A 19,789-nucleotide genomic window follows, 5' to 3' on the forward strand; every position below is an offset into this window, starting at 1 on the left:
ATATTCCTACCTTGTCTTATTCCTTGTTAGAGCGGCGACTCTGAAACTCGATGCTAGACATCGCTCATCGTCATTGCGAATCACTAAATAATGTCCTAAAAAGGTGAGATTAAACACTGCTGCGTTTTGAAAACTGGAGTTCCTCTTTTATGGCTCGTCACCGTCTTTTGCAGCAATACCTGCGATTGCTTGCACTTTTTCCCTCCCGGCATGGCAGCACCACGCTACAGACTTTGGCTGACCATTTGCACTGTACCAAGCGTCATATGCGCAGTTTGCTGGTGCAAATGCAGGCGCGTGAATGGATCCACTGGCAGGCAACGGCGGGGCGGGGGCATCGTTCGCAGCTTACTTTGCTGCGTAATGCACATCAGCTAATGATGGAAAAAGCAGACAAGCTGCTAGATGCGGGCAATTTTGATCAGGCCATCAATTTACTGGGCGATGAAAAACAGCTGGTGACGACCCTTCTGCGCAGTAAATTAGGCTTTAACATTCGCGACGATTACCAGTCTTTACGGGTTCCTTATTATCGCACCATGCCCAACCTTTACCCAGGCACGCCCCTGAGACGATCGGAAATTCATCTGGTACGACAAATTTTTAACGGCCTGACGAGAATCAATGAGGCGAGTGGCGGCGTGGAGCAGGATCTGGCGCATCATTGGCGACAAGTGGATGCGCTGAGCTGGCACTTTTACCTGCGACCGGGCGTGCAGTTTCATGACGGTCGTGAATTGACCAGTGAAGACGTAGCGGTTTCACTGAACCGCTGTCGTAAGGCGCCGCTGTTTTCGCATATTAAACGTGTGGAATGCCGTGGCGTGCTCGGCATCGTAGTCGAACTTTCGCAGGCGGACATACAACTTCCTCTTTTATTGTCTCATCCGGCGGCCCTTGTCTTGCCAGCCGACCATGCCTCGCGAGCGAATTTTGCTTCACATCCCGTTGGCACAGGGCCTTATCGGGTCAGTGAAAACAACGATTGGCATCTGCTTTTGAAAGCATTCGATCATTATTTCGGTTTTCGAGCATTGCTCGATGAAGTTGAAGTGCTGATGTGGCCCGATTTGGCCACTTTTTCAAAGACTGAAAATAACGCGCTGGCGCACGCCATGCCCTCACAGTCGGCGGCTTGGCTTAGTTCGAGCATCAGCGATATCGATTATGTTGCCGGTCATGCCGTGAATTTCACCGGTAAACCTTCCGATATGTCGAGTGAGATGTTTCTGGAACGCGGTGGTTATTTCCTGCTGTGCGATAGTCGTTCTTCGCATTGGCAGAAAAAAGCGACACGCCGCTGGTTACGGGAGAATCTCAACCCTAACTTGTTGATTCAACAATTAATCGAGCCTATTCGTCAGTTTTGGGTGCCCACGGGTAGCCTGCTGCCGTCCTGGTTTCACGGTATGGATGCCGGGGAGATCCTTGCTCCGCAAACTCCTTGTCGAATGACGCTTGCCTATCATGCCCAGCACCCCGAGTTCCGTATGCTGGCGTTGGATATGCAGAAAGTTCTTGCCGATAAAGCGATCGTTTTAGACATCAAGGAGCTTGATTATGAGCAGTGGGCCAATGGAACGGCCAACGTCGATCTGTGGCTCGGCACAGTCAACTTTCCGATCCCGGAAGAGTGGAATGTGGGGGCCTGGCTTTTAGACATGCCGTTGCTGAAAGAGAATATTTCCGGCGGTAATAGTGCTGTTTTCGAACGATGGCGACAACAATGGCGCGAGCAATCACTAACTTCACAGCAACTGGTACAGAATGTCGTGGGGGAGGGCTGGCTGCAACCTCTGTTCCATCATTGGATGCGTCTCAAGGGACCCGAACAGGCGCAAGGTATTCATCTCAACAATTTAGGGTGGTTCGATTTTAAAACAACATGGATGGAGCCAGAGTAAAATGGGTTTTCGATATCGAGGCTAGAATATCGAGGCTAAAAAGCGTGCCGCTTTTTTCCGGACTTGCTAGCCTTAATTTTGAAACCGCCTAAACGAATTGACTCTGGAGTGATTATGCAGGAAGAACAGTTTATCAATGCATTGAAAGCGCAGGGGTTTGAAGCCCCGGTTCTGGTAGAACGTGACGCATTTGGAGAGCTTGGCTCCCATGCTCATCCCTTTGAAGCCAAGGCGTTGATTCTCGAGGGTGAAATACGCATTCGAACGGCAGAGGGCGAACGAACCTATCTCGCGGGTGAAATATTCCATTTACAGCCTGACGAGCCACATTCAGAAAGCTTTGGGCCACAGGGCGTTCGCTACCTTTCCGGGCGCAGGGCTTTAAGATGATCCCGCGTGAATTCCACTGGTGCAGTATCGGCGACAGCGCGATGCAGCGCTCTACGGGTGAGGCGAACTTGCGCTTTCCCTACTGGAGTTTCACGAAAACCATTATTGCGCTCTGCGCCATGAAGCTTGCAGAAAAGGGGATAATCGACCTCGACGAGCCTCTTTGCCAACAGCCTTATTCACTCCGGCACTTGCTGCGTCATACTGCCGGACTCGCGGATTATGGGCAGATTGCCGACTATCATCGCGATGTGGCGTTGAATAATACGCCATGGTCACGAGATAAACTGCTCGCCGCCGTTCAAGCTTCGGGACCGTTGTTTGCGCCCGGAGAGGGCTGGTCTTACTCCAATACTGGTTACATGCTGGCACGCGAGTCTTTAGAAAGCCTTTCCGGAAAGGGCTTCGACGAACTTGTCGACGAGTTGATAGCCACGCCGCTAGGTTTGAAAAGCCTTGAACTGGCCCGTACTCCGCAACAGTTTGCGGCACTGCATTGGAAAGAGGCGGCGAATTATCACCCCGGCTGGGTTTATCATGGATGTTTGACGGGAACCGCCGAAGAGGCGGCAAAGATACTGCATGGCCTGTTTAACGGAACGCTGATTGGCGAAAAATCGCTGCAACAGATGCTGACGCGCTGTCCGCTGGGAGGGCCGATTCCAGGGCGTCCGTGGCACGAATGTGGCTATGCGCTGGGCCTGATGAGTGGAACCGTCGAGGGGTTGGGCCGTGTCATCGGCCATTCGGGCGCGGGGCCTTTTTGCGTCAACGCGGTCTACCACTTTCCGGACCGCGAAGCGCCTCTGACCGTGGCCTGCTTTACCGACGGTTGCGATGAAGGCGTGGCCGGGTTCTTTGCGACACAACGCGCCGAATCGCGCACTTAAAGCAGTTCATAAAATTGCAGGGAAACGCCCTGCGCGGTGCGTTGACCGGTGCAAATGAAAATAGATTCCGTCATCCAGCGTAGCGCCTCACTGTAAATCTCAAACTTCGGCACCGCTTTGAAATAGATAGCTTCCTGCGGTATCTCGTTGAAAAAAGACATATCTTCGTCAAATAGCCGATCACGCCACTGCGCCGGGATCCGACGGATGCCATTGTTCTCGATATATACGCAGCCCTGATCGGTTTGTACGCCGTAACGTGCTGATAAATGGCAGGTTCCATCCGGAAAAATTATCTGGCTGTCGATACCGCCGGGTAAAACCGTTCCCGTAATTTTCCCGCTGACCTTACCTTCCAGAATGGAAATCAGCTGGCGTTTACCGCCTTCTGCCGTCGCGTTAACCATTACCGGTTTGTCGACCTCTATCTCGATTGAAAAACTGTATTTAAGCTCTGGCTGCATTTTTCCTCCGCATTTGAGCGATTTATAGCTGTTTGCGGGCAGAAACCGGTCTAGTTTGTACCCGCTGGCAGGGAGGTGGTTCCCTGCAAAAAAATCATAAATTTCAAGGAAAGAAGAGATGAACTATAACATCGCAGAACGTTTGCGTAACACCCTGAGTAATATGGGGTATCCAGTCGATGCAAATCAGTTTGATGCTCATTCCACCATTGAAATCAGCTTTACCAATATTCCCAGCCTGTTTTTTTCCGTCATTGACGATCGCCTATGGTTATGGAGCGCCCTGACCTGGATGGACAGCTCGACGTTCAGCTCATGGGGTGCCGAACTGTGGGAGGAGTTGCAGGAAGCGCTGTGCTGGGTCGTCACCGGCCAGCCCGTTCTGGGTTTGGGAAGTGAAGGCTACGAGCTCAAGGCGCTGGTTGATGACCTCTGTTTCGACGAAGAATCGAGACTGGAGGAGTTGCTGGAAGGCTTCTATGTACTCTGTTTAAGATTGAACGAACGTTTCAGTCAATCAAGGTAACGAGCAGCCTGTCCGGAACGTTATCTTGAACCTATTCTATGAGTTAATTTGATGGGCGTCACGATATCAATATTTCATAGATCATTTAAATGGCTTGTTTGTTTCATTATGTGCAAAGTATATCTCATACAGCAGTTAAAAACTGATGAGGTTGACCATGTACGCGATTGCCAATGCGCCCTGTAGCTGGGGCGTTGACGACCCTAAAAATCCCTACCTTCCTCCTTTCGAGAAAGTCTTGCAGGAGGCCCGACAGGCTGGCTATTCGAGTCTGGAGCTAGGCCCTTGGGGTTTTTGCCCCAGGATCCACAAACCTTGACGCAGGCATTGGAGAAACATGCGCTGTCATTGGTTGCAGGCACGCTGTTCGACGATTTGGTTTCAGAAACCAATTTCCCGAAAATGGTCGAACTGACCCATAAAGTCTGCCATGTGTTGCGTCATACGCGCATTGCCCGCGGCCTCGGCACCTTTGCACCGCCTTATCTCGTCATTATCGATTTCGGTAATCCCGACCGCGCAAAGTTCGCCGGACAACCGGATAAAGCGCCTCGACTGGGTGCCGAAGACTGGCAACGTCTGGTCAGTCATATTCGCGAAATCTCGCGGATTGCGACGCAGGAATATCAGGTGCGCCCCGTCATACATCCTCATGCGGGCGGCTATATTGAATTTGGCGATGAAATAGAACGCATTGCGGCCGCGATCCCTTCACAGGAAGCGGGCCTCTGTCTGGACACCGGACACCTCTATTATGCCGGTCTGTCGCCCGAAAAATGGATTGAGCGCTATATTGACCGTCTGGACTATCTTCATTTTAAAGATGTAAACAAGACAGTTTTTCAGCAGGTTATTGCACAAGGTACCGACTTTTTCACCGCCTGCGCGCAGGGCGTGATGTGTCCGTTAGGGCAGGGCGACATCGACTACGCAGCGGTAAAAGCCATGCTGGACAGCTACCACTGGCAGGGCTGGATAACCATCGAACAGGAACGTGACCCTCGTGACGTCGCGGGCAGTCTAGCCGATGTTACGGCGAGTCTATCTTATTTAAAGCATATGGGTTTTTAGGGAGAAATCATGAAAAAAGCATTCCACGGTGTTTCCGTCTGGTATAGCAATGCGGTGACACAGTTGCGTATCGCCAGTGAAACGGGCTTCGATGCCCTGGAAATTTTGCCCGAACATCTGTTTCGTTACGTCGAAAACGGCGGTTCACTTGAAAAGTTTCTGGCACTGACGGAACAGCACGGCGTTGAGATAAGTTGCATCAATGCGCTAAAACGCATCGGCCGCCATCAGCCCGAAGAGCGCGCCGAGATGCTCAAGGAAGCACATAAAATCTGCCACGCCGCGCAGGTTCTGAAATGCCCGGTGGTGCAAATCATGGCGCTGAATGAACTGGATCATCTGAGTGAAGACGCGCGCAACGAGATTCTGGTGCACAATATTGCCGACATCGCCGATATTGCCAAAGAGTACGGAATCAAACTGCAAATCGAAGTCGTAGCCTTCACTCGCTTCAACAGCTTGAGCCAGGGACTGGAAGTCATTAAACGCGTAGGGCGCGACAATGTGGGGCTGGTTATCGACTTCTGGCATCTACACGCGGGCGGCAATACCCAGCCTGAAGAAGTGGCCCGTATGGACGTCAATCTCATTTACGGCATCCATTTCTGTGACGGGCGTGCCGCACGTCCGGGTGAAGCATGGGACGAATGGGTTCAGCGCGATTATCAACCGGGGGAAGGGGATGTCGACATCGCGGCCTGGATTGATGCCGTGCGCGCCACCGGCTATGACGGCGTCTGGTGTCCCGAACAGTTAAGCCCAACGCATTGGGAAGACGACCTGTGGCAGATAGGCAAAGACAACTTCGAAAGCCTGACCGCCTGGACAAGCCGTTAATACGCTCGACGGGTATTCTGTTCATGATAACGGCGTGAAGAGATGACTCTGCGGCTGAAAACGGCCGCTGTAGAACAAGGATGTTCTTAAAATGGGATCCTGCTCGGAGTCTGCGAATGAAATATTTTGTTCATTTTGTTAGACTGAAGCATTCAACATGATGTTTTTAAAAGGGCCACTTCCGTGTCAAAACATACAACTCAATTGTCTATTTTACAGGAAGACATCCGCACCCGTTATGACAGCCTTAGCAAGCGTCTAAAGCAGGTGGCACGCTATATCCTTGATAATAGCAACAGCGTGGCATTTGATACGGTTGCGTCCATTGCCCAGCGTGCCGATGTTCCCCCTCAACCCTGATTCGTTTTGCCAGCGCGTTTGGCTTCAGCGGTTTCAATGAAATGAAACAGGTATTTCGTCAGCAGCTGATGGAAGAGACGGTCAGTTATACGGAACGTGCACGTTTATTTCGAAAGTCTTCTGCCGACGACGGCATTGCCGCGCCGGAAAAACCCGACGAAGTGCTGAATATGTTCTCGATGGTCAATGCGCAGGCATTGCAGCAGTTGCCTATGCACATCACCGCCGAGCAATTGGACGATGCCATCGCCATGCTGTCACGGGCCGACAATATCTATATCATCGGCTTGCGCCGTTCGTTCAGTGTCGCAAGCTATTTGACCTATGCACTGCGTCATCTTGAACGCCGCGCTTTCCTGATAGATGGTTTAGGCGGCATGTTCTCGGAACAACTCAGCATGGTCAGTCCCAATGATGTGGTTATCGCCATCAGTTATTCTCCCTATGCCGCAGAAGCCATGGAGCTTGTCCAGCTTGGCGCTCGCCGAGGTGCGCGGCAGATTGTAATAACCGACAGCCAGGTCAGCCCGCTTGCGGCTTTCAGTGATGTCTGTTTTGTCGTGCGGGAAGCGCAACTCGACGGGTTCCGTTCTCAGGTCGCCTCAATGTGTCTGGCACAAACCCTCGCGGTTTCACTCGCCCTCAATAGCGCCGGTTAACTGCGGGACGGGGTAGATTGAAGACTGGCATGTTGCTGCTTAAAGACAAGGTCTGAATGCCGGAATAACGGTTCGAAAGCCTGACTTTCAAAGGCGATAGCGTCTATCGCCTTTATAAATTTCATTGTGTCTACACCTTCACATCCTGTTTCACGCTAAACGCTTTTGAAAAGCGCGCGATCGCGATATCGCAATCACCTTCTGCCCACGCCTCCATCCCCACCACGCCGCGATAACCTGTGTCATACAGGGCTTTGGCGACGGCGGGGTAATTTATTTCTCCGGTGCCGGGTTCTTTGCGGCCAGGAACGTCGGCGACCTGAATTTCGCCGATGTAAGGTGCTGAGCGGCGGATAATTTCAATCAGATTCCCTTCGCCGATCTGGGCATGATAGAGATCCAGATTCAGCTTCAGCCACGGGCTGTTGACCTTTGAAATCAGCGCCAACGTATCGCTGGCTTTGGCAAACGGCGTGCCGGGGTGATCGACAAGGGTATTCAGATTCTCCAGCAGAAACACTTTCTGATAACGTTCGCCGAGTCTGGCAATCGCGCACAGTGTGTCGTAAGCCTTTATCCACATTGCACCTGTAACTTCGCTTACGGGCGCAATAGGCAGTCCGCGGCCGTCGAGTCCGGTACCGTGCAGATTAAGACAGGGGCAGTTCAGGCGCTGGGCAATCTCGATGGAGATTTCGGCCGTTTCCAGCAGTTTCTCAATCTCGTCGTCGTCGAGCAGATTACCGCTGATATAGCCGGTCATGGAGGTAAAGCGCGCGCCTGTCGCGGCCAGCGCATCGATATCTTTTTGCGTCCAGTCCCAGATTTCAACGGCATATCCGGCGGCATGAATACGCTTCACACGTTCGATAAAGGGTAAATCCAGAAAGACCATTTCGGCGCAGACGGCCAGTTGGAAAGGCGATGAAGAGGATGTAAACATCACGAACTCCCTAAAAAAATTTCTAAAAAAGCAGCCCGGAGGCTGCCTTGAAATTTAGCGCGAGAACGGCGAGTCGAGGGCTAGTCCTTGTTGCGCGGATAGTCCGGCGAATTGACCCAGGCGTGATCTTTCTCCCAGGTGAATTGCCATTTGCGCTCTGGACCGGCCATCACGTTCAGGTAGTAGTTATCGTATCCGGCAATGGTAGCGACCGGATGATAACCGCGTGGAACCTGCACGACATCGCGGTCGTAAGGCGCCATGCACTCGTCAAGAGAACGATCGTCGGTATAGACCCGATGCAGGGCGAAACCCTGGGGAGGATCGAAACGGTGATAGTAGGTCTCTTCGAGGTAGGTTTCCTTGCCCTCGACCGGCGTGTCGTGCTTGTGGCTCGGGTAGGAACTGCTATCGCCCTCGTCGGTATACACCTCGACGACCAGCAAGCTGTCGGCAGGTTGGTCATCCGGCAGAATGTTATGCACCAGACGGCGGTTGCGGCCTTTACCTCGACGCTCGACGCCGACGTCCTTCGGCGCAATCAGACGTACAGGCAGCGAGCCAAAGCCTGGTGCGCTGCATACCGCCAGTTCGAGAGCCGTCTCGGCTTTGACTTTCGAAATCGTATTGTGCGGCACGTATACCGACCATGCTGGTATGCGTTCGAAAGGGCTCATTCTCTCGCCGATATTTTCGAAAGTCTCTGCGGGCGTCACCACGCTTGCCCGACCTGATACCAGCACCAGGCAGCGCTCTTTGTCATCGGCGGGCAGATCCAGCGTCTGCCCCTCTTCCAGTTGATAAACGTCGAAACCAACGTACTTCCAGCCCGCACTTTCCGGCGTGACATGCTGGATACGGCCGTCTTTCGACGGGGCGTATTTACTGAGCAAGCGGGACATATTTCTCTCCTTGTTTTGAAAATCTTAACCTAACGTTGGCATGCTGAACTCGGCAACGGTGTGTTGTCCGGTCGGCCAGCGAGTGGTCACGGTTTTCATACGAGTATAGAAGCGAACGCCGTCGGGACCATGCACGTTCAACGCGCCGAACACGGAGCGTTTCCAGCCACCAAACGAGTGGAAGGCAACCGGCACAGGAACCGGGATATTGACGCCCACCATACCGGCTTCCACGTTCTGCACGAATTCGCGCGCGTAGTGACCATTGGTGGTGAAGATAGCGCTGCCGTTACCGAATTCATGGCCATTCACCGTTGCCAGTGCCGATTCGAAATCCTTCTCGCGCACAATGCCCAGGACCGGCCCGAAGATCTCTTCACGGTAGATTTTCATATTGGTAGTCACGTTATCGAATAGCGTGCCGCCCACATAGAAACCTTCTGGGTGACCTTCCACTTTATGGTTGCGGCCATCGATAACCAGTTTTGCACCCTCAGACACGCCGTGGTCGATATAGCCGAGCACTTTGGTCTGATGCGCCTTGGAAATTACCGGCCCCATTTCGTTCTCTTCCTTGCCACGCAGATTGCCCGGACCGATGCGCAGGGCATTGACCAGCGGCGTCAGTTTGGCAATCAGTTTGTCTGCCGTGTCGTCACCAACCGCGACCACGATAGGCAGCGCCATGCAGCGTTCACCGGCCGAACCGAAAGCGCCGCCCATAATCGCCTGTACGGTGGCGTCGAGATCGGCATCCGGCATGACAATGGCATGGTTCTTCGCGGCGCCGAAGGCCTGCACGCGTTTGCCGTGCGCACTGGCGGTGGCATAGATATGCTGGGCAACAGACGAGGAGCCGACAAAGCTTACCGCCTGAATACGTTCATCGGTGGTGAGCAGGCTGGCGGCGTCGTTGCCACAGTGAACCACGTTGAATACGCCATCCGGCAAACCGGCTTCTTTCAGCAATTCGGCCAGACGCAGGGAGGCAGAAGGTGCCGGAGCAGGCGGTTTCAGAATAAAGGTGTTACCGCAGGCGAGGGCAAGCGGGAACATCCACATCGGCACCATCGCGGGGAAGTTGAACGGGGTAATGCCCGCCACAACGCCCAGCGGCTGCATCACGGAGAAGCTGTCAACGCCTGTTCCCACATTATTGGAGTATTCGCCCTTTTGCAGATGCGGAATACCGCAGGCAAATTCGACCACTTCCAGACCACGGGTCAGCTCGCCCAGTGCGTCGGAAAAGACTTTACCGTGCTCACTGACGATCAGTTCAGCCAGTTCGTCACGGTTTTTCTCGATAAGCGCCTTGAACTCGAAAAGGATGCGCGCACGGCGCAGTGGCGGGGTTTTCGACCAGGCCGGGAAGGCGTTGTGTGCATGTTCGATGGCCTGCAACACTTCCTGTTCGGAGCTTTGTGTGACCTGGCGGATAACCTGACCGGTGGCCGGATTGGTGACGGGCAACGTCTCTTTGCTGCTGCTGACGATGCGTTGGCCATTAATGAAATTCGCGATTGTTTCCATCTTCTACCTTACCTCAGGACCGTAATGAGTTTCTGGACCCCATAGGGGCCACCCGACAGTTTTAAACATATTACTTTGAACTAAATGTTTCAAATTAAATTTAATGGAATTTATTTTTCTGTGATCCGTAGCTTGCTTTTCGGAAATACACGAGGAAGGTTATGGCTATTTTAAAGTTTGATTATTAGCTACTTTGTTGATTTAAATCCTTTATTTTTCTTATGAAAGTTATCCGCTTTGCGTCGGGATTTCGCAAGAGAGCACCAGGCATTTTATGATCCAGATAACATTATTTATTTCAAAAAAACGGTATAAAAAGTTCATTAGTGATTTAATTTGGAAAGCTGAGCCGTCTTACGTAGAGGATTTGAACCATGTCACATAGCGCGTCGTCCGAATCGAGCATCAAGGTAGGCATTATCGGGTACGGTTTTTCCGGCAAGAACATTCATTCGCGTTTATTGGCCGCGACACCGGGTCTGGAAGTGAAAACGGTGTGTGATAAGCATGCTTCTCTTCAGGAAGACTCTCCCTTTACGCGAGTAGATAACGTCGATGCGGTGTTTGACGATCCCGATATTGAGCTGGTGGTGATAGCAATGCCCAATCTGACGCACTTTCCCCTGGCAAAAGCTGCCTTGCTGGCCGGGAAAAACGTGGTGGTCGACAAGCCGTTTACCGTTACAGCTGCCGAGGCCGAAGAGTTGGCGGCGCTGGCGATTCGGCAGCAGCGTATATTGTGTCCTTTCCAGAACCGGCGTTATGACAACAATTTCCTGACCGTACGCAAGCTGCTGGAAGAGAAGGCTCTGGGCGAGGTACGTTATTTCGAGTCCAGCTACACCCTGTTTCAACCCGGCGTCAACGCGGGTTGGCGAGAGAAGAAGACTCAAGGGTCGGGCGTATGGTTTGATTTGGGCGCTCACCTCATCGACCAGATGGTGCAGCTCTTTGGTGAGCCGCAACAGAGTGTCGTCACCTTTGACACCCAACGTGAGGGCGCCAGCAGCCCGGACTTTTTCCACGGCACTTTCGTGTATCCGTCACTGCGTGTGGTGCTGCACGGCACCTTGCTCAGCGCCTGGGAGCCACCGCGTTTTCGCATTAACGGCACCGAAGGCAGCTTTGTGAAATACGGTCAGGATCCGCAGGAAGCGGCATTGGTTGCCGGTATCGAGCCGGGCAGTCCGGGGTGGGGCCATGACGAACTGCCGGGCACGCTTTATCGTCGTGAGGGCGATAAGGTCATTGAAACGACCTATCACGGCGTTGACGGTAACTATCCGGCGTTTTATCTGCAATTGCGGGATGCACTGCGCGGTATAGGAGAGCCACCCGTCAAGGTCGAGCAGGCGCTGACCACCATGCGGATTATTGAAAATACGCCGCGACTGTAAAAGAGCGGCGAGCCAATCTGATTTTTATCTGATTTATTCCTGATTTTTTTCTGATTATGAAGAACTGACCGGCGCTAAAGGCACCGGTTTTTTATGGCCGTCGCCGACCCAGCCCTAACTTCACCAGCAGCATGCCGAGAAACGCGCAGCCGGCCGCCAATATAAAGACGCTGCGATATCCGGCATGGCTCGACAATATGCCCGCAAGCGGACCCGTCAGGCCGTAGGCGAGATCCTGAAAAGCCGAATAGCCGCCCAACGCGGTGCCTCGGGCCTCGGCAGGTACACGCCGCACCACTTCGACCCCGAGCGAGGGGAAGATAAGCGAGCAGCCACAACCGGTAAGTGCCGCGCCGGCCAATGCCATCAACGGATGAGTGGCCAGACATATCAGTACCAGTCCCGCACATTCAACCAGCAGGGAATATTGTGCCACCCTGATCCCGCCGAGTTTGTCTGGAAGATGACCCAGAACCATCCGCACGGCGATAAAGGCGCAGCCAAAGGCCGTGAGGGCGAATCCGGCATAGGACCAGCCAAACTGATTGAAATACAGTGTGATAAACACACTCAGCACCGAAAAGCCAATGCCCTGCAACATCAATCCCAGTCCCGGCCGCCAGATGCTGGCCCAGATAGTGCCGAGCGGCTGACGTTTACCGCCGTGAGCGGCCACCGCCGGCACGCCACGGTCGACCAGCAGCGCAATCAGCGGCAGCATGAGCATCAGCGCGGCGGTGGTCGCCATGCCCTCGGCGTAATACAGCGCCAGACCCAGCGGCGCACCGGCCGCCATCGCGCCGTAGGTCGCCATGCCGTTCCACGACATCACCTTGCCTGCCAACCCGTCTCCGGCCAGACCCATGCCCCAGGTCAGATTCCCGGTCAGCAGCAGACTCTCTCCTATGCCAAGCAGGATGCGGCCCACAATCAGCAGCGCAAAAGCCAGTTCGACGGAAGGCTGCGGCATCAACGCGGCGGCAAGGGTGGCAACGCCTGACGCGGCACAGCTTGCCATGCCCATAAATGCGGTGCGACGGGCACCGTGGTTATCGGCCAGCCGTCCGGCGGTACTGCGGGTGATAAGCGTGACAATAAACTGGGTGCCGATGGCAATCCCGACCATCACGTCACTCAGCCCCAGCTGCTGGTGGACATATAGGGGAAGAATGCCGAGCGGTAACCCGATGGAAAGATAGGCGATAAACATTGCCATGCTGATACGTAACAAAAGACGACGCGGGTGCGGTGCCTGAATCAATGTGCTCATCGGCGATTACCGTGGTAGTGAATGTCGAAAAAAGTGGCAGGGTTAGTGGGGAACGTGAGAAGCAGAATACGGAAAGTGGCGGGATCGATGGCCGAAACCATTGACCCCGCAATCTCGGGATTAACGTGCCGGGCGGTATTCGCGCCAGTATTTAATCAGTGTGAGGTAACGCTGTTTCACATCGTTGATCAGCTGTTCATCGTTGAACCTGTTTGCCAGCCATTGACGTGAAGCCTCGCCAAAGATGGTGCGTCCCACCGCGAAACCTTTTACCCAGGGGATATCGGCCGCAGCGGCGAAACCGGCTTTGAGTGTTGACTCGGGCGCATCGAGACCCAGAATCAGGATCCCGCGGCACTCCGGATCGTTGTCGTCAATCAATTGGCTAATGGCTTTCCAGCCTTCAACACTCTGCGCCGGAAGTTTCCACCAGTCAGGCTGTATGCCGAGCGAATAGAAACGCTGAACGATCTGCGCGTAGTATTTTTCGTCCTGATCCGGGTTATCCGCCGGAAGAATCAGCTCCAGCAGCAATTCGTGACCCGACTTGCAGCATGCCTGATACACCTCAAGTGCCAGGGCTTCCTGCTCTTCACGCAGGGCGGCATCATCTTTCGGATGATAGAACATCAGGCACTTCACGACATGCTCCAGCGGCCAGTCGATAAGCTGGGAACCGATATTACCATGTTCGAGACGCAACGGACGCGAGCTTGGCAGCTCGATAGGGCGGCCAATCCACCAGCCTTCACCGGTGATGGCGTTGAGCGCATTCTGTCCGAACGTGGTGTCGGCAAGAATCCCGCTGTTGTTGCGCAGACCCGCCTCCTTTGCCGCCTGACGTGCACCTTCCAGCAGCAGCACTTTCAAACGCGGGATCTCGTTGATGTCGGCACCGACCTCCTGCGCCATATCGACCAGCTGTTTGCGGTGGTCAAAGGCAAAGATGCACAGTTCAGGCCACTGCTGTTTACGCGTAGTGACGCGGTGCAGGTGGTTTAGACGCGCATCTTTATCGGGCTGCGGCACAGACTTGTCGCGCAGCAGATAGTCATCCAGCTCTTTTTTGGTCGGCATCGCAGGGGCACAGCCGTGGCGGGACACCACCAGCGCGCCACAGGCGTTGGCATAGCGGCAGGCCTGCTCCCAGCCTTCGTCGTTGAGATAGCCGCGCAGCAGGCCAGACATGAAGGCATCGCCCGCGCCCAGCACATTCAGCACTTCGACACGCACGCCGCTTTGCAGTTTGACCTCGTCCCAGGATGACGCAATGGTGTCTTCGAACACGGAACAACCCAGCGCACCCCGTTTGCACACAAGCGTAGCACCGGTTTTTTCACGTACACGAGCCAGCGCGGTCAGAGTATCCGTGCTGCCACCGGCGATGTGAAACTCTTCTTCGGTACCGACAATCAGGTCGAAATGATGCAGGACTTCCTGAATTTCACGAGTCACCTTCTCGGAGGAGACAAAGCGGGTTTCGCCGTCGCCCAGCGAGGTCAAGCCCCAAAGTACCGGTCGATAGTCGATATCCAGCGCCCGGCGCAGCCCGTGCTTGCGGGCATATTCGAGCGCGGTCAAAACAGCCTGACGCGTGTCGGGGTGAGAAAGGTGGGTGCCGGTAATCGCCAGCGCGCGCGACGAGGCAATGTAGTCTTCATCGATATCGGCTGGCGTCAGCGCCATGTCGGCACAGTTGTCACGGTAGAAAATCAGGGGGAAAGTATCCTGATCCTTGATGCCCAGCAGCACCAGACCGGTCAGACGATCTTTATCGGTGATTAAAAATTGGGTATCGACGCCAACACGGGTCAACTCCTCGCGGAGAAAACGGCCCATATGTTCGTCGCCAACGCGAGCCAGCATGCCCGAACCGCAGGCCCTGAATCGCCGTACCGTAAGCAACATTGCCCGAAGAGCCGCCGAGATACTTGGCGAAAGTGCCTGCATCTTCCAGACGTGCGCCAATTTGCTGTCCATACAGATCGACGGCAATGCGTCCCAAACAGATAACATCCAGTTTCTTTTGCGTGTTGTTCATTGATCCTGTCCTCAACCCAAGCTGATTGGCCTTTAAGTATATTAAGGATTATAAATTTCATTTTCAATTAAAATGAAATATTTTAGCCTCCATTTTTTATGATCATGGTCACAAAACTACCCTTTTCACATCAGTGACCTTTCATTGATTGAATTCAGTTGTTTGAATTTAATGGGTTTTATGGAATTTTGTGATGTAGCGTGCAAAATGAAATGAAATATTCTTTTTTGGCTTTTTCAATCCATTTTTCGCGGTCTATTTTGCGCAATCAATAAAAATGGCCCGCACGCGTAAAGCGATGTCGGGCCATAGGGAACGGGTCGGGAAAGTTATTTGATACCGTCACCCATATTACTGATTATTTTGGCATTGACCGGAAGGTCATCTTGTTCGATGTCACGACCATAATACTTTTGCAGCACGATGGTTTCGATCCTTTCCAGCGGAACGTTCGCGGTTTCCGGAACGAAACGGTAGGTAAAGACAAACATCAGCAGCGAGAAGCCCGAGAACAGCAGCAGCGGGAAACCGCCGTGGAACACTTCCTGAAGATAGGGATTACTGTTCATGATAGGGAAAGTCGTGCTCACACCAAAATTGGCGACCGACAGTGAACATACAGAAATACCGACACAGATTGAACGGATCTCCATCGGGAATATTTCACCCAGCACGGTCCAGATAACCTGACCCCAGGTGATACCGAACATAAACATAAAGGCGAACAGGCCAATTATCGAATATACGCCCGGGAAGCGCAGATAGAACGCTGCGAAGGAGTAGGCCAGACAAAGCGCCGATGCCAATGCACCCCACAGCAGCAGTTTACGTCGACCGATTTTATCCAGCACCGTCATACCCACGATGACCCCAAGAACTGGGCGAAAGCCAGCACAAAAGCCAGGAACATGGCGGTGTTGTTATCGGTGGTGACGTTTTTCATCAGTGTCGGGCCAAAGTACTGAATCACGTTGACACCGCTCAACTGGTTACCAATCGCCAGACCGATACCGATAATCAGCAGGGGAAGGGTTTTTTTATTCAGACGCAGTTTGCCTTTGAGATTGGTCGGATCCACCTTGATGGAGTCCTTGATTTCGCTGAACACGGTTTTCGCATGTTCCGGATTCGAAATTTTACCCAGCGTGTTCATGGCCTCTTTATCGCGCCCCTTGAACACGCTCCAGCGCGGTGATTCAGGAATAAAGGCGATAAAAATCAGCAGAGCAGCACAAGGTACCAGCGCCGAGGAGAGAATATAACGCCAGCCGGTATCCACCAGAATGTCTGCCGTCATCGATTTGCTGATAAAGAAGTTGGTCAGCATCACCACGCTCTGACCGCCGACACAGCAAATGGAATAGAGCGCCGTGGTTCTGCCGCGATATCTTGAAGGGGAAAGTTCCGCCAGATAGATGGGAGAAATGACACAGGCCAGACCAATGGCCAGACCGCCGAACAGTCTGAACAAGATAAAGGTGGTGAAGTTGTGCGCCAGCGCAGTACCGACAATGGACACGGCAAAAATCAGGGCCGTGACGCAAAGTGAGCGTTTTCTGCCGAAATGGTCGCTGATTTTAGGGGCAATCAGGCAGCCAATCAGGCTGGAAACCTGAATACAGGAGACCGCCCAGCCTGTTTCGGCAGGAGAAAGTTGGAAATAGGTACTGAGTGGTTCAATCGCCCCGGAAATGATTGAACTGTCGTAACCCATCAGCAGGCCACCAAAGGCGGCGACGGTACAACAGAGCATCAGGTAAACCAGATTGTAATGTGTCTTGTTTGTAGCCATTTTTACCCTCCCTTATCATCCCCGGTGAACAACGACGTGATGAAAGGTTTCTGTGCAGGTTGATGAGATGTTCTGATTAAAATTTCAAATTGAAATAAAAATTCGCAAAACAATAATAGTGAATGATTCATTTCATAAATGTGAGGGCGGCTACAAATTATGAATTCGATTTGAAATCATTTTGATGAGTATAACTTTATGATTTATCGCTTTTTTATGGCAAGGCGAAAAAATTGAAAAATCAATTTTGTGACGCAGTCGAGGTTTTCATTTTCCCGTAGGAAAAAATATTTTGCAGGAGGAGAGTTAATTTTCGGCATCATTTGAACAGGGGTTCAAAGATAACCAGAAGGCGAGGGCGCAGTCGCCGATTATCGCCTTTCGGACTGGAAGAAGTGAGAGGCTATGCGTTAAAGAGTGCAAAAGCGGCATAAACGACCGAAGACCAGAAAATCATCATCGAGATGACGATTCCTATCCACACTTTACCCTTGAAAGACATATTAAAAATTCCTTAACTTATTGAGTTTACGTAATAAGCGGGAAGTTTATTCCTATGCTTTCAGGCCTGCACGCGCTTTGCCCTTAAATTAAGAAGGCTTGCCGGTTTATAAGGAATTTTGAGCGATATATACAAAAATGGCCCTTTCTTAAAAGCCTTAATGGCTTATTTGATATTTGCCAAATGAATCTGCTATAACAAAAACTTAACTCCCCTTTATGTTATTCAATTTATGATTGTCAGACCCGATCAACACTGGTTCAAACGCCTGTTTGTATGGCACGGCTCCGTGCTTTCCGAAATTCTCTTTCGCCTGAGCCTCAACCTGGGGATGTCAGTCATCGCTCTACTCTGTTTCCAATGGTACGAAGCCCTCGGGATCAAGCTGACGCTGGCCCCTTTTAGCCTGCTTGGCGTGGCGATTGCCATTTTCCTCGGCTTTCGCAACAGCGTAAGTTATGCCAGATTTACCGAGGCGCGCGGGTTATGGGGAAGTTTGTTGATTGTTAATCGATCGCTGTTACGACAAATCAGAAGCATTTTTCCGCATCGGCCCGAACTGGCAAAAGAATTTGCGGCATTGCAGATAGCCTTTAGCTATTGCCTGAAACACCAGCTTCGCGGCACCTCAATGCGAAAAGAGCTAACCCATTTTCTGCCGCATGAAAATATCGACAAGCTGATGGCAAGCGCCGCACCCTGCAACGGTATTTTGCTGCTGATGGGCGAGTGGCTGGGGGAAAGACGTCAGGCCGGTGAGATTTCAGACATTCTTTTTCAGAGCATCGACGAGAATCTGAACAAGCTGTCGGCGGTGCTTGCAGGATGTGAGCGTATTGCCAATACACCGATCCCCTTCGCCTACCGGCTTATTGTTCACCGCACTGTGTATCTGTTTTGTACGCTATTGCCGTTCGCGCTAGTGCCGGACCTGCATTACATGACGCCGTTCGTTTCTGTATTTATCTCCTACACCTTTATTTCACTCGATGCTCTGGCGGAAGAACTGGAAGACCCGTTTGGCACGGCACCCAACGATCTTCCTCTGGATGCGATGTGCAAAACAATCGAAATCAATCTGCTGGAGATGAACAATGCGGCCGAAATTCCGGTAAGACCGCTGCCGGACAAGCGGTATCAATTAAGCTGACCGCTATTTGTCGATTTTTTTACCGTCGACATGGCCAAGCGAACGCTCAGGGAAACAGATGTCGCGCACGCGCTGCTTGATTTGCGCGGCATCGGGGAATCCGCCATCTCTTTTGCGCTCCCACAGGACGTGTTCGTCCAACTTGATTTCATACACCCCGCCGGTGCCGGGCACCAGAGTGACCGACCCAAGATCGGTGCTGAACGAGTTGAGCAACTCCTGCGCCATCCAGGCGGCGCGCAGTAGCCAGTTACACTGTGAGCAATAGTGGATAGTAATGGCGGGAAGCTTTTCCATAAAGAGACCTTTGGTTTCCAAATCGAGAGAATAAACGCACAAAAATGGCATTGCCCTGGCAAAATCAGGCGCTGGCGGATAATAACCGAAATTTTTTGCAACCGATGTCAAAAATATAGATGATAATGATAATTAGTCGTAAGAAAGGTTTTGTCGGATAATTCTTAAATGCTATGATGCGTAACAACCCCCTTGTACAGAGCTAACGCCGCGTAGAGCGAGTGCCGGAGATAAGCGCCGGAAGGGGGTAAATCCTCTCTGCTTTGATTTAGCGTGCTTTAAACACCTCTCCTCGCCGGTCCCTATGCAAATCTGTGTCTATACTTAACGCTACGTTAAACAGAGCAGAGGAAATTATGGCGACTATTCATAAGTATGGACAGGCTCATTGGGAAGGCGACATCAAGAAAGGCAAAGGGACAATCACGTTGGAAAGTGGTGCTCTGAAAGATCAGCCTTACGGGTTCAACACGCGCTTTGAAGGCAAACCCGGTTCCAACCCTGAAGAGCTGATTGGCGGTGCTCATGCAGCCTGTTTCTCCATGGCACTGTCTCTGATGCTGGGCGAAGAAGGTTTTACCCCTGAAAGCATCGATACCAAGGCTACCGTTTCACTGGATAAAGTCGGTGGCGGCTTCGCAATCACTGCCATCAAGCTGAGCAGCACCGTGACACTGCCTGGTATTTCCGACGACAAGTTCGACGAAATCATCAAAAAAGCCAAAGAAGGCTGCCCGGTTTCACAGGTTCTCAATGCCGATATCAGCCTTGAGTACACGTTGAACAACTAATCCCGGTTAACGCCTGTATTGTTGTACAACCCGCATCAGGACCACTGAATATTCAGTGGTCTTTTTTTATGTC

16 protein-coding genes and 3 pseudogenes are annotated in these 19,789 nt (G+C 52.4%); 10 read left to right on the top strand and 9 right to left on the bottom strand.

Features of this window, described 5'->3' with window-relative positions:
- Positions 1-149 precede the first annotated feature (149 nt).
- From O1V66_RS00295 to O1V66_RS00305, 3 genes are all read left to right on the top strand, one after another.
- Positions 150-1,904 (top strand): SgrR family transcriptional regulator, encoded by a 1,755-nt coding sequence (locus tag O1V66_RS00295; RefSeq protein WP_045049360.1) that lies wholly within the window; start codon positions 150-152, stop codon positions 1,902-1,904.
- A gap of 114 nt (positions 1,905-2,018) precedes the next feature.
- Positions 2,019-2,294, top strand: coding sequence for a cupin domain-containing protein (locus tag O1V66_RS00300; protein WP_045049359.1), 276 nt, complete (start codon positions 2,019-2,021; stop codon positions 2,292-2,294).
- Positions 2,291-3,184 (top strand): serine hydrolase domain-containing protein, encoded by an 894-nt coding sequence (locus tag O1V66_RS00305; protein ID WP_269128018.1) that lies wholly within the window; start codon positions 2,291-2,293, stop codon positions 3,182-3,184. Before O1V66_RS00300 ends, O1V66_RS00305 begins: the two co-directional genes overlap by 4 nt.
- Here O1V66_RS00305 and O1V66_RS00310 read toward each other — a convergent pair.
- Positions 3,181-3,648 (bottom strand): DUF3237 family protein, encoded by a 468-nt coding sequence (locus tag O1V66_RS00310; protein WP_045049358.1) that lies wholly within the window; start codon positions 3,646-3,648, stop codon positions 3,181-3,183. The genes O1V66_RS00305 and O1V66_RS00310 overlap by 4 nt on opposite strands.
- Before the next feature lie 118 nt (positions 3,649-3,766).
- On the opposite strand from O1V66_RS00310, the gene O1V66_RS00315 reads away from it, so the two are divergent.
- The 4 genes and pseudogenes from O1V66_RS00315 to O1V66_RS00330 all read left to right on the top strand — a co-directional run bounded on the left by O1V66_RS00315 (position 3,767) and on the right by O1V66_RS00330 (position 7,101).
- Positions 3,767-4,174, top strand: coding sequence for an InvB/SpaK family type III secretion system chaperone (locus tag O1V66_RS00315; protein WP_045049357.1), 408 nt, complete (start codon positions 3,767-3,769; stop codon positions 4,172-4,174).
- Positions 4,175-4,331: 157 nt separating this feature from the next.
- Positions 4,332-5,245, top strand: a pseudogene (locus tag O1V66_RS00320) (TIM barrel protein).
- 9 nt (positions 5,246-5,254) lie between these two features.
- Entirely contained in the window at positions 5,255-6,082 is an 828-nt protein-coding gene (locus tag O1V66_RS00325; protein ID WP_045049356.1) for a sugar phosphate isomerase/epimerase family protein, read from the top strand.
- A gap of 183 nt (positions 6,083-6,265) precedes the next feature.
- Positions 6,266-7,101 (top strand): annotated as a pseudogene (locus O1V66_RS00330) (MurR/RpiR family transcriptional regulator).
- Positions 7,102-7,231: 130 nt separating this feature from the next.
- On the opposite strand, the gene O1V66_RS00335 reads toward O1V66_RS00330, so the two are convergent.
- From O1V66_RS00335 to O1V66_RS00345, 3 genes are all read right to left on the bottom strand, one after another.
- Positions 7,232-8,044 carry a TIM barrel protein gene (locus O1V66_RS00335; protein WP_045049354.1) on the bottom strand — a complete coding sequence of 271 codons (813 nt, stop codon included), beginning with the start codon at positions 8,042-8,044 and terminating at the stop codon, positions 7,232-7,234.
- Between the two features lie 80 nt (positions 8,045-8,124).
- Complete coding sequence (iolB, locus tag O1V66_RS00340; RefSeq protein ID WP_045049353.1) at positions 8,125-8,946, bottom strand: 5-deoxy-glucuronate isomerase; 822 nt, start codon at positions 8,944-8,946, stop codon at positions 8,125-8,127.
- Positions 8,947-8,970: 24 nt separating this feature from the next.
- The gene (locus tag O1V66_RS00345; protein ID WP_045049352.1) at positions 8,971-10,476 is read right to left on the bottom strand and encodes a CoA-acylating methylmalonate-semialdehyde dehydrogenase; all 1,506 of its coding nucleotides are present in this window, start codon (positions 10,474-10,476) and stop codon (positions 8,971-8,973) included.
- A gap of 374 nt (positions 10,477-10,850) precedes the next feature.
- On the opposite strand from O1V66_RS00345, the gene O1V66_RS00350 reads away from it, so the two are divergent.
- Complete coding sequence (locus tag O1V66_RS00350; protein ID WP_045049351.1) at positions 10,851-11,873, top strand: oxidoreductase; 1,023 nt, start codon at positions 10,851-10,853, stop codon at positions 11,871-11,873.
- A 91-nt stretch (positions 11,874-11,964) separates the two neighbouring features.
- Here O1V66_RS00350 and O1V66_RS00355 read toward each other — a convergent pair whose 3' ends face one another.
- The 4 genes and pseudogenes from O1V66_RS00355 to O1V66_RS21705 all read right to left on the bottom strand — a co-directional run bounded on the left by O1V66_RS00355 (position 11,965) and on the right by O1V66_RS21705 (position 16,976).
- Positions 11,965-13,143 (bottom strand): MFS transporter, encoded by a 1,179-nt coding sequence (locus O1V66_RS00355; RefSeq protein ID WP_045049350.1) that lies wholly within the window; start codon positions 13,141-13,143, stop codon positions 11,965-11,967.
- A gap of 120 nt (positions 13,144-13,263) precedes the next feature.
- Positions 13,264-15,184: pseudogene (locus O1V66_RS00360) on the bottom strand (bifunctional 5-dehydro-2-deoxygluconokinase/5-dehydro-2-deoxyphosphogluconate aldolase).
- 329 nt (positions 15,185-15,513) lie between these two features.
- On the bottom strand, positions 15,514-16,041 hold the full coding sequence (locus O1V66_RS21700) for an MFS transporter (protein WP_330873485.1): 528 nt from the start codon (positions 16,039-16,041) through the stop codon (positions 15,514-15,516).
- Positions 16,038-16,976: an MFS transporter gene (locus O1V66_RS21705; RefSeq protein ID WP_330873435.1), complete on the bottom strand. Its 939-nt coding sequence runs from the start codon at positions 16,974-16,976 to the stop codon at positions 16,038-16,040. Before O1V66_RS21705 ends, O1V66_RS21700 begins: the two co-directional genes overlap by 4 nt.
- A gap of 734 nt (positions 16,977-17,710) precedes the next feature.
- Here O1V66_RS21705 and O1V66_RS00370 point away from each other — a divergent pair.
- Positions 17,711-18,628 carry a bestrophin family protein gene (locus O1V66_RS00370; RefSeq protein ID WP_045049347.1) on the top strand — a complete coding sequence of 306 codons (918 nt, stop codon included), beginning with the start codon at positions 17,711-17,713 and terminating at the stop codon, positions 18,626-18,628.
- Between the two features lie 3 nt (positions 18,629-18,631).
- Here the strand turns inward: O1V66_RS00370 and O1V66_RS00375 are convergent, their stop codons facing one another.
- A complete protein-coding gene (locus tag O1V66_RS00375) occupies positions 18,632-18,925 on the bottom strand; it encodes an Rdx family protein (RefSeq protein WP_045049425.1) in 294 nt (97 codons plus the stop codon).
- Between the two features lie 356 nt (positions 18,926-19,281).
- On the opposite strand from O1V66_RS00375, the gene O1V66_RS00380 reads away from it, so the two are divergent.
- Positions 19,282-19,716: an OsmC family protein gene (locus tag O1V66_RS00380; RefSeq protein WP_045049346.1), complete on the top strand. Its 435-nt coding sequence runs from the start codon at positions 19,282-19,284 to the stop codon at positions 19,714-19,716.
- Positions 19,717-19,789 lie beyond the last annotated feature (73 nt).

This window comes from Rouxiella chamberiensis (genome assembly GCF_026967475.1).
In the GTDB taxonomy this organism is placed as follows: domain Bacteria; phylum Pseudomonadota; class Gammaproteobacteria; order Enterobacterales; family Enterobacteriaceae; genus Rouxiella; species Rouxiella chamberiensis.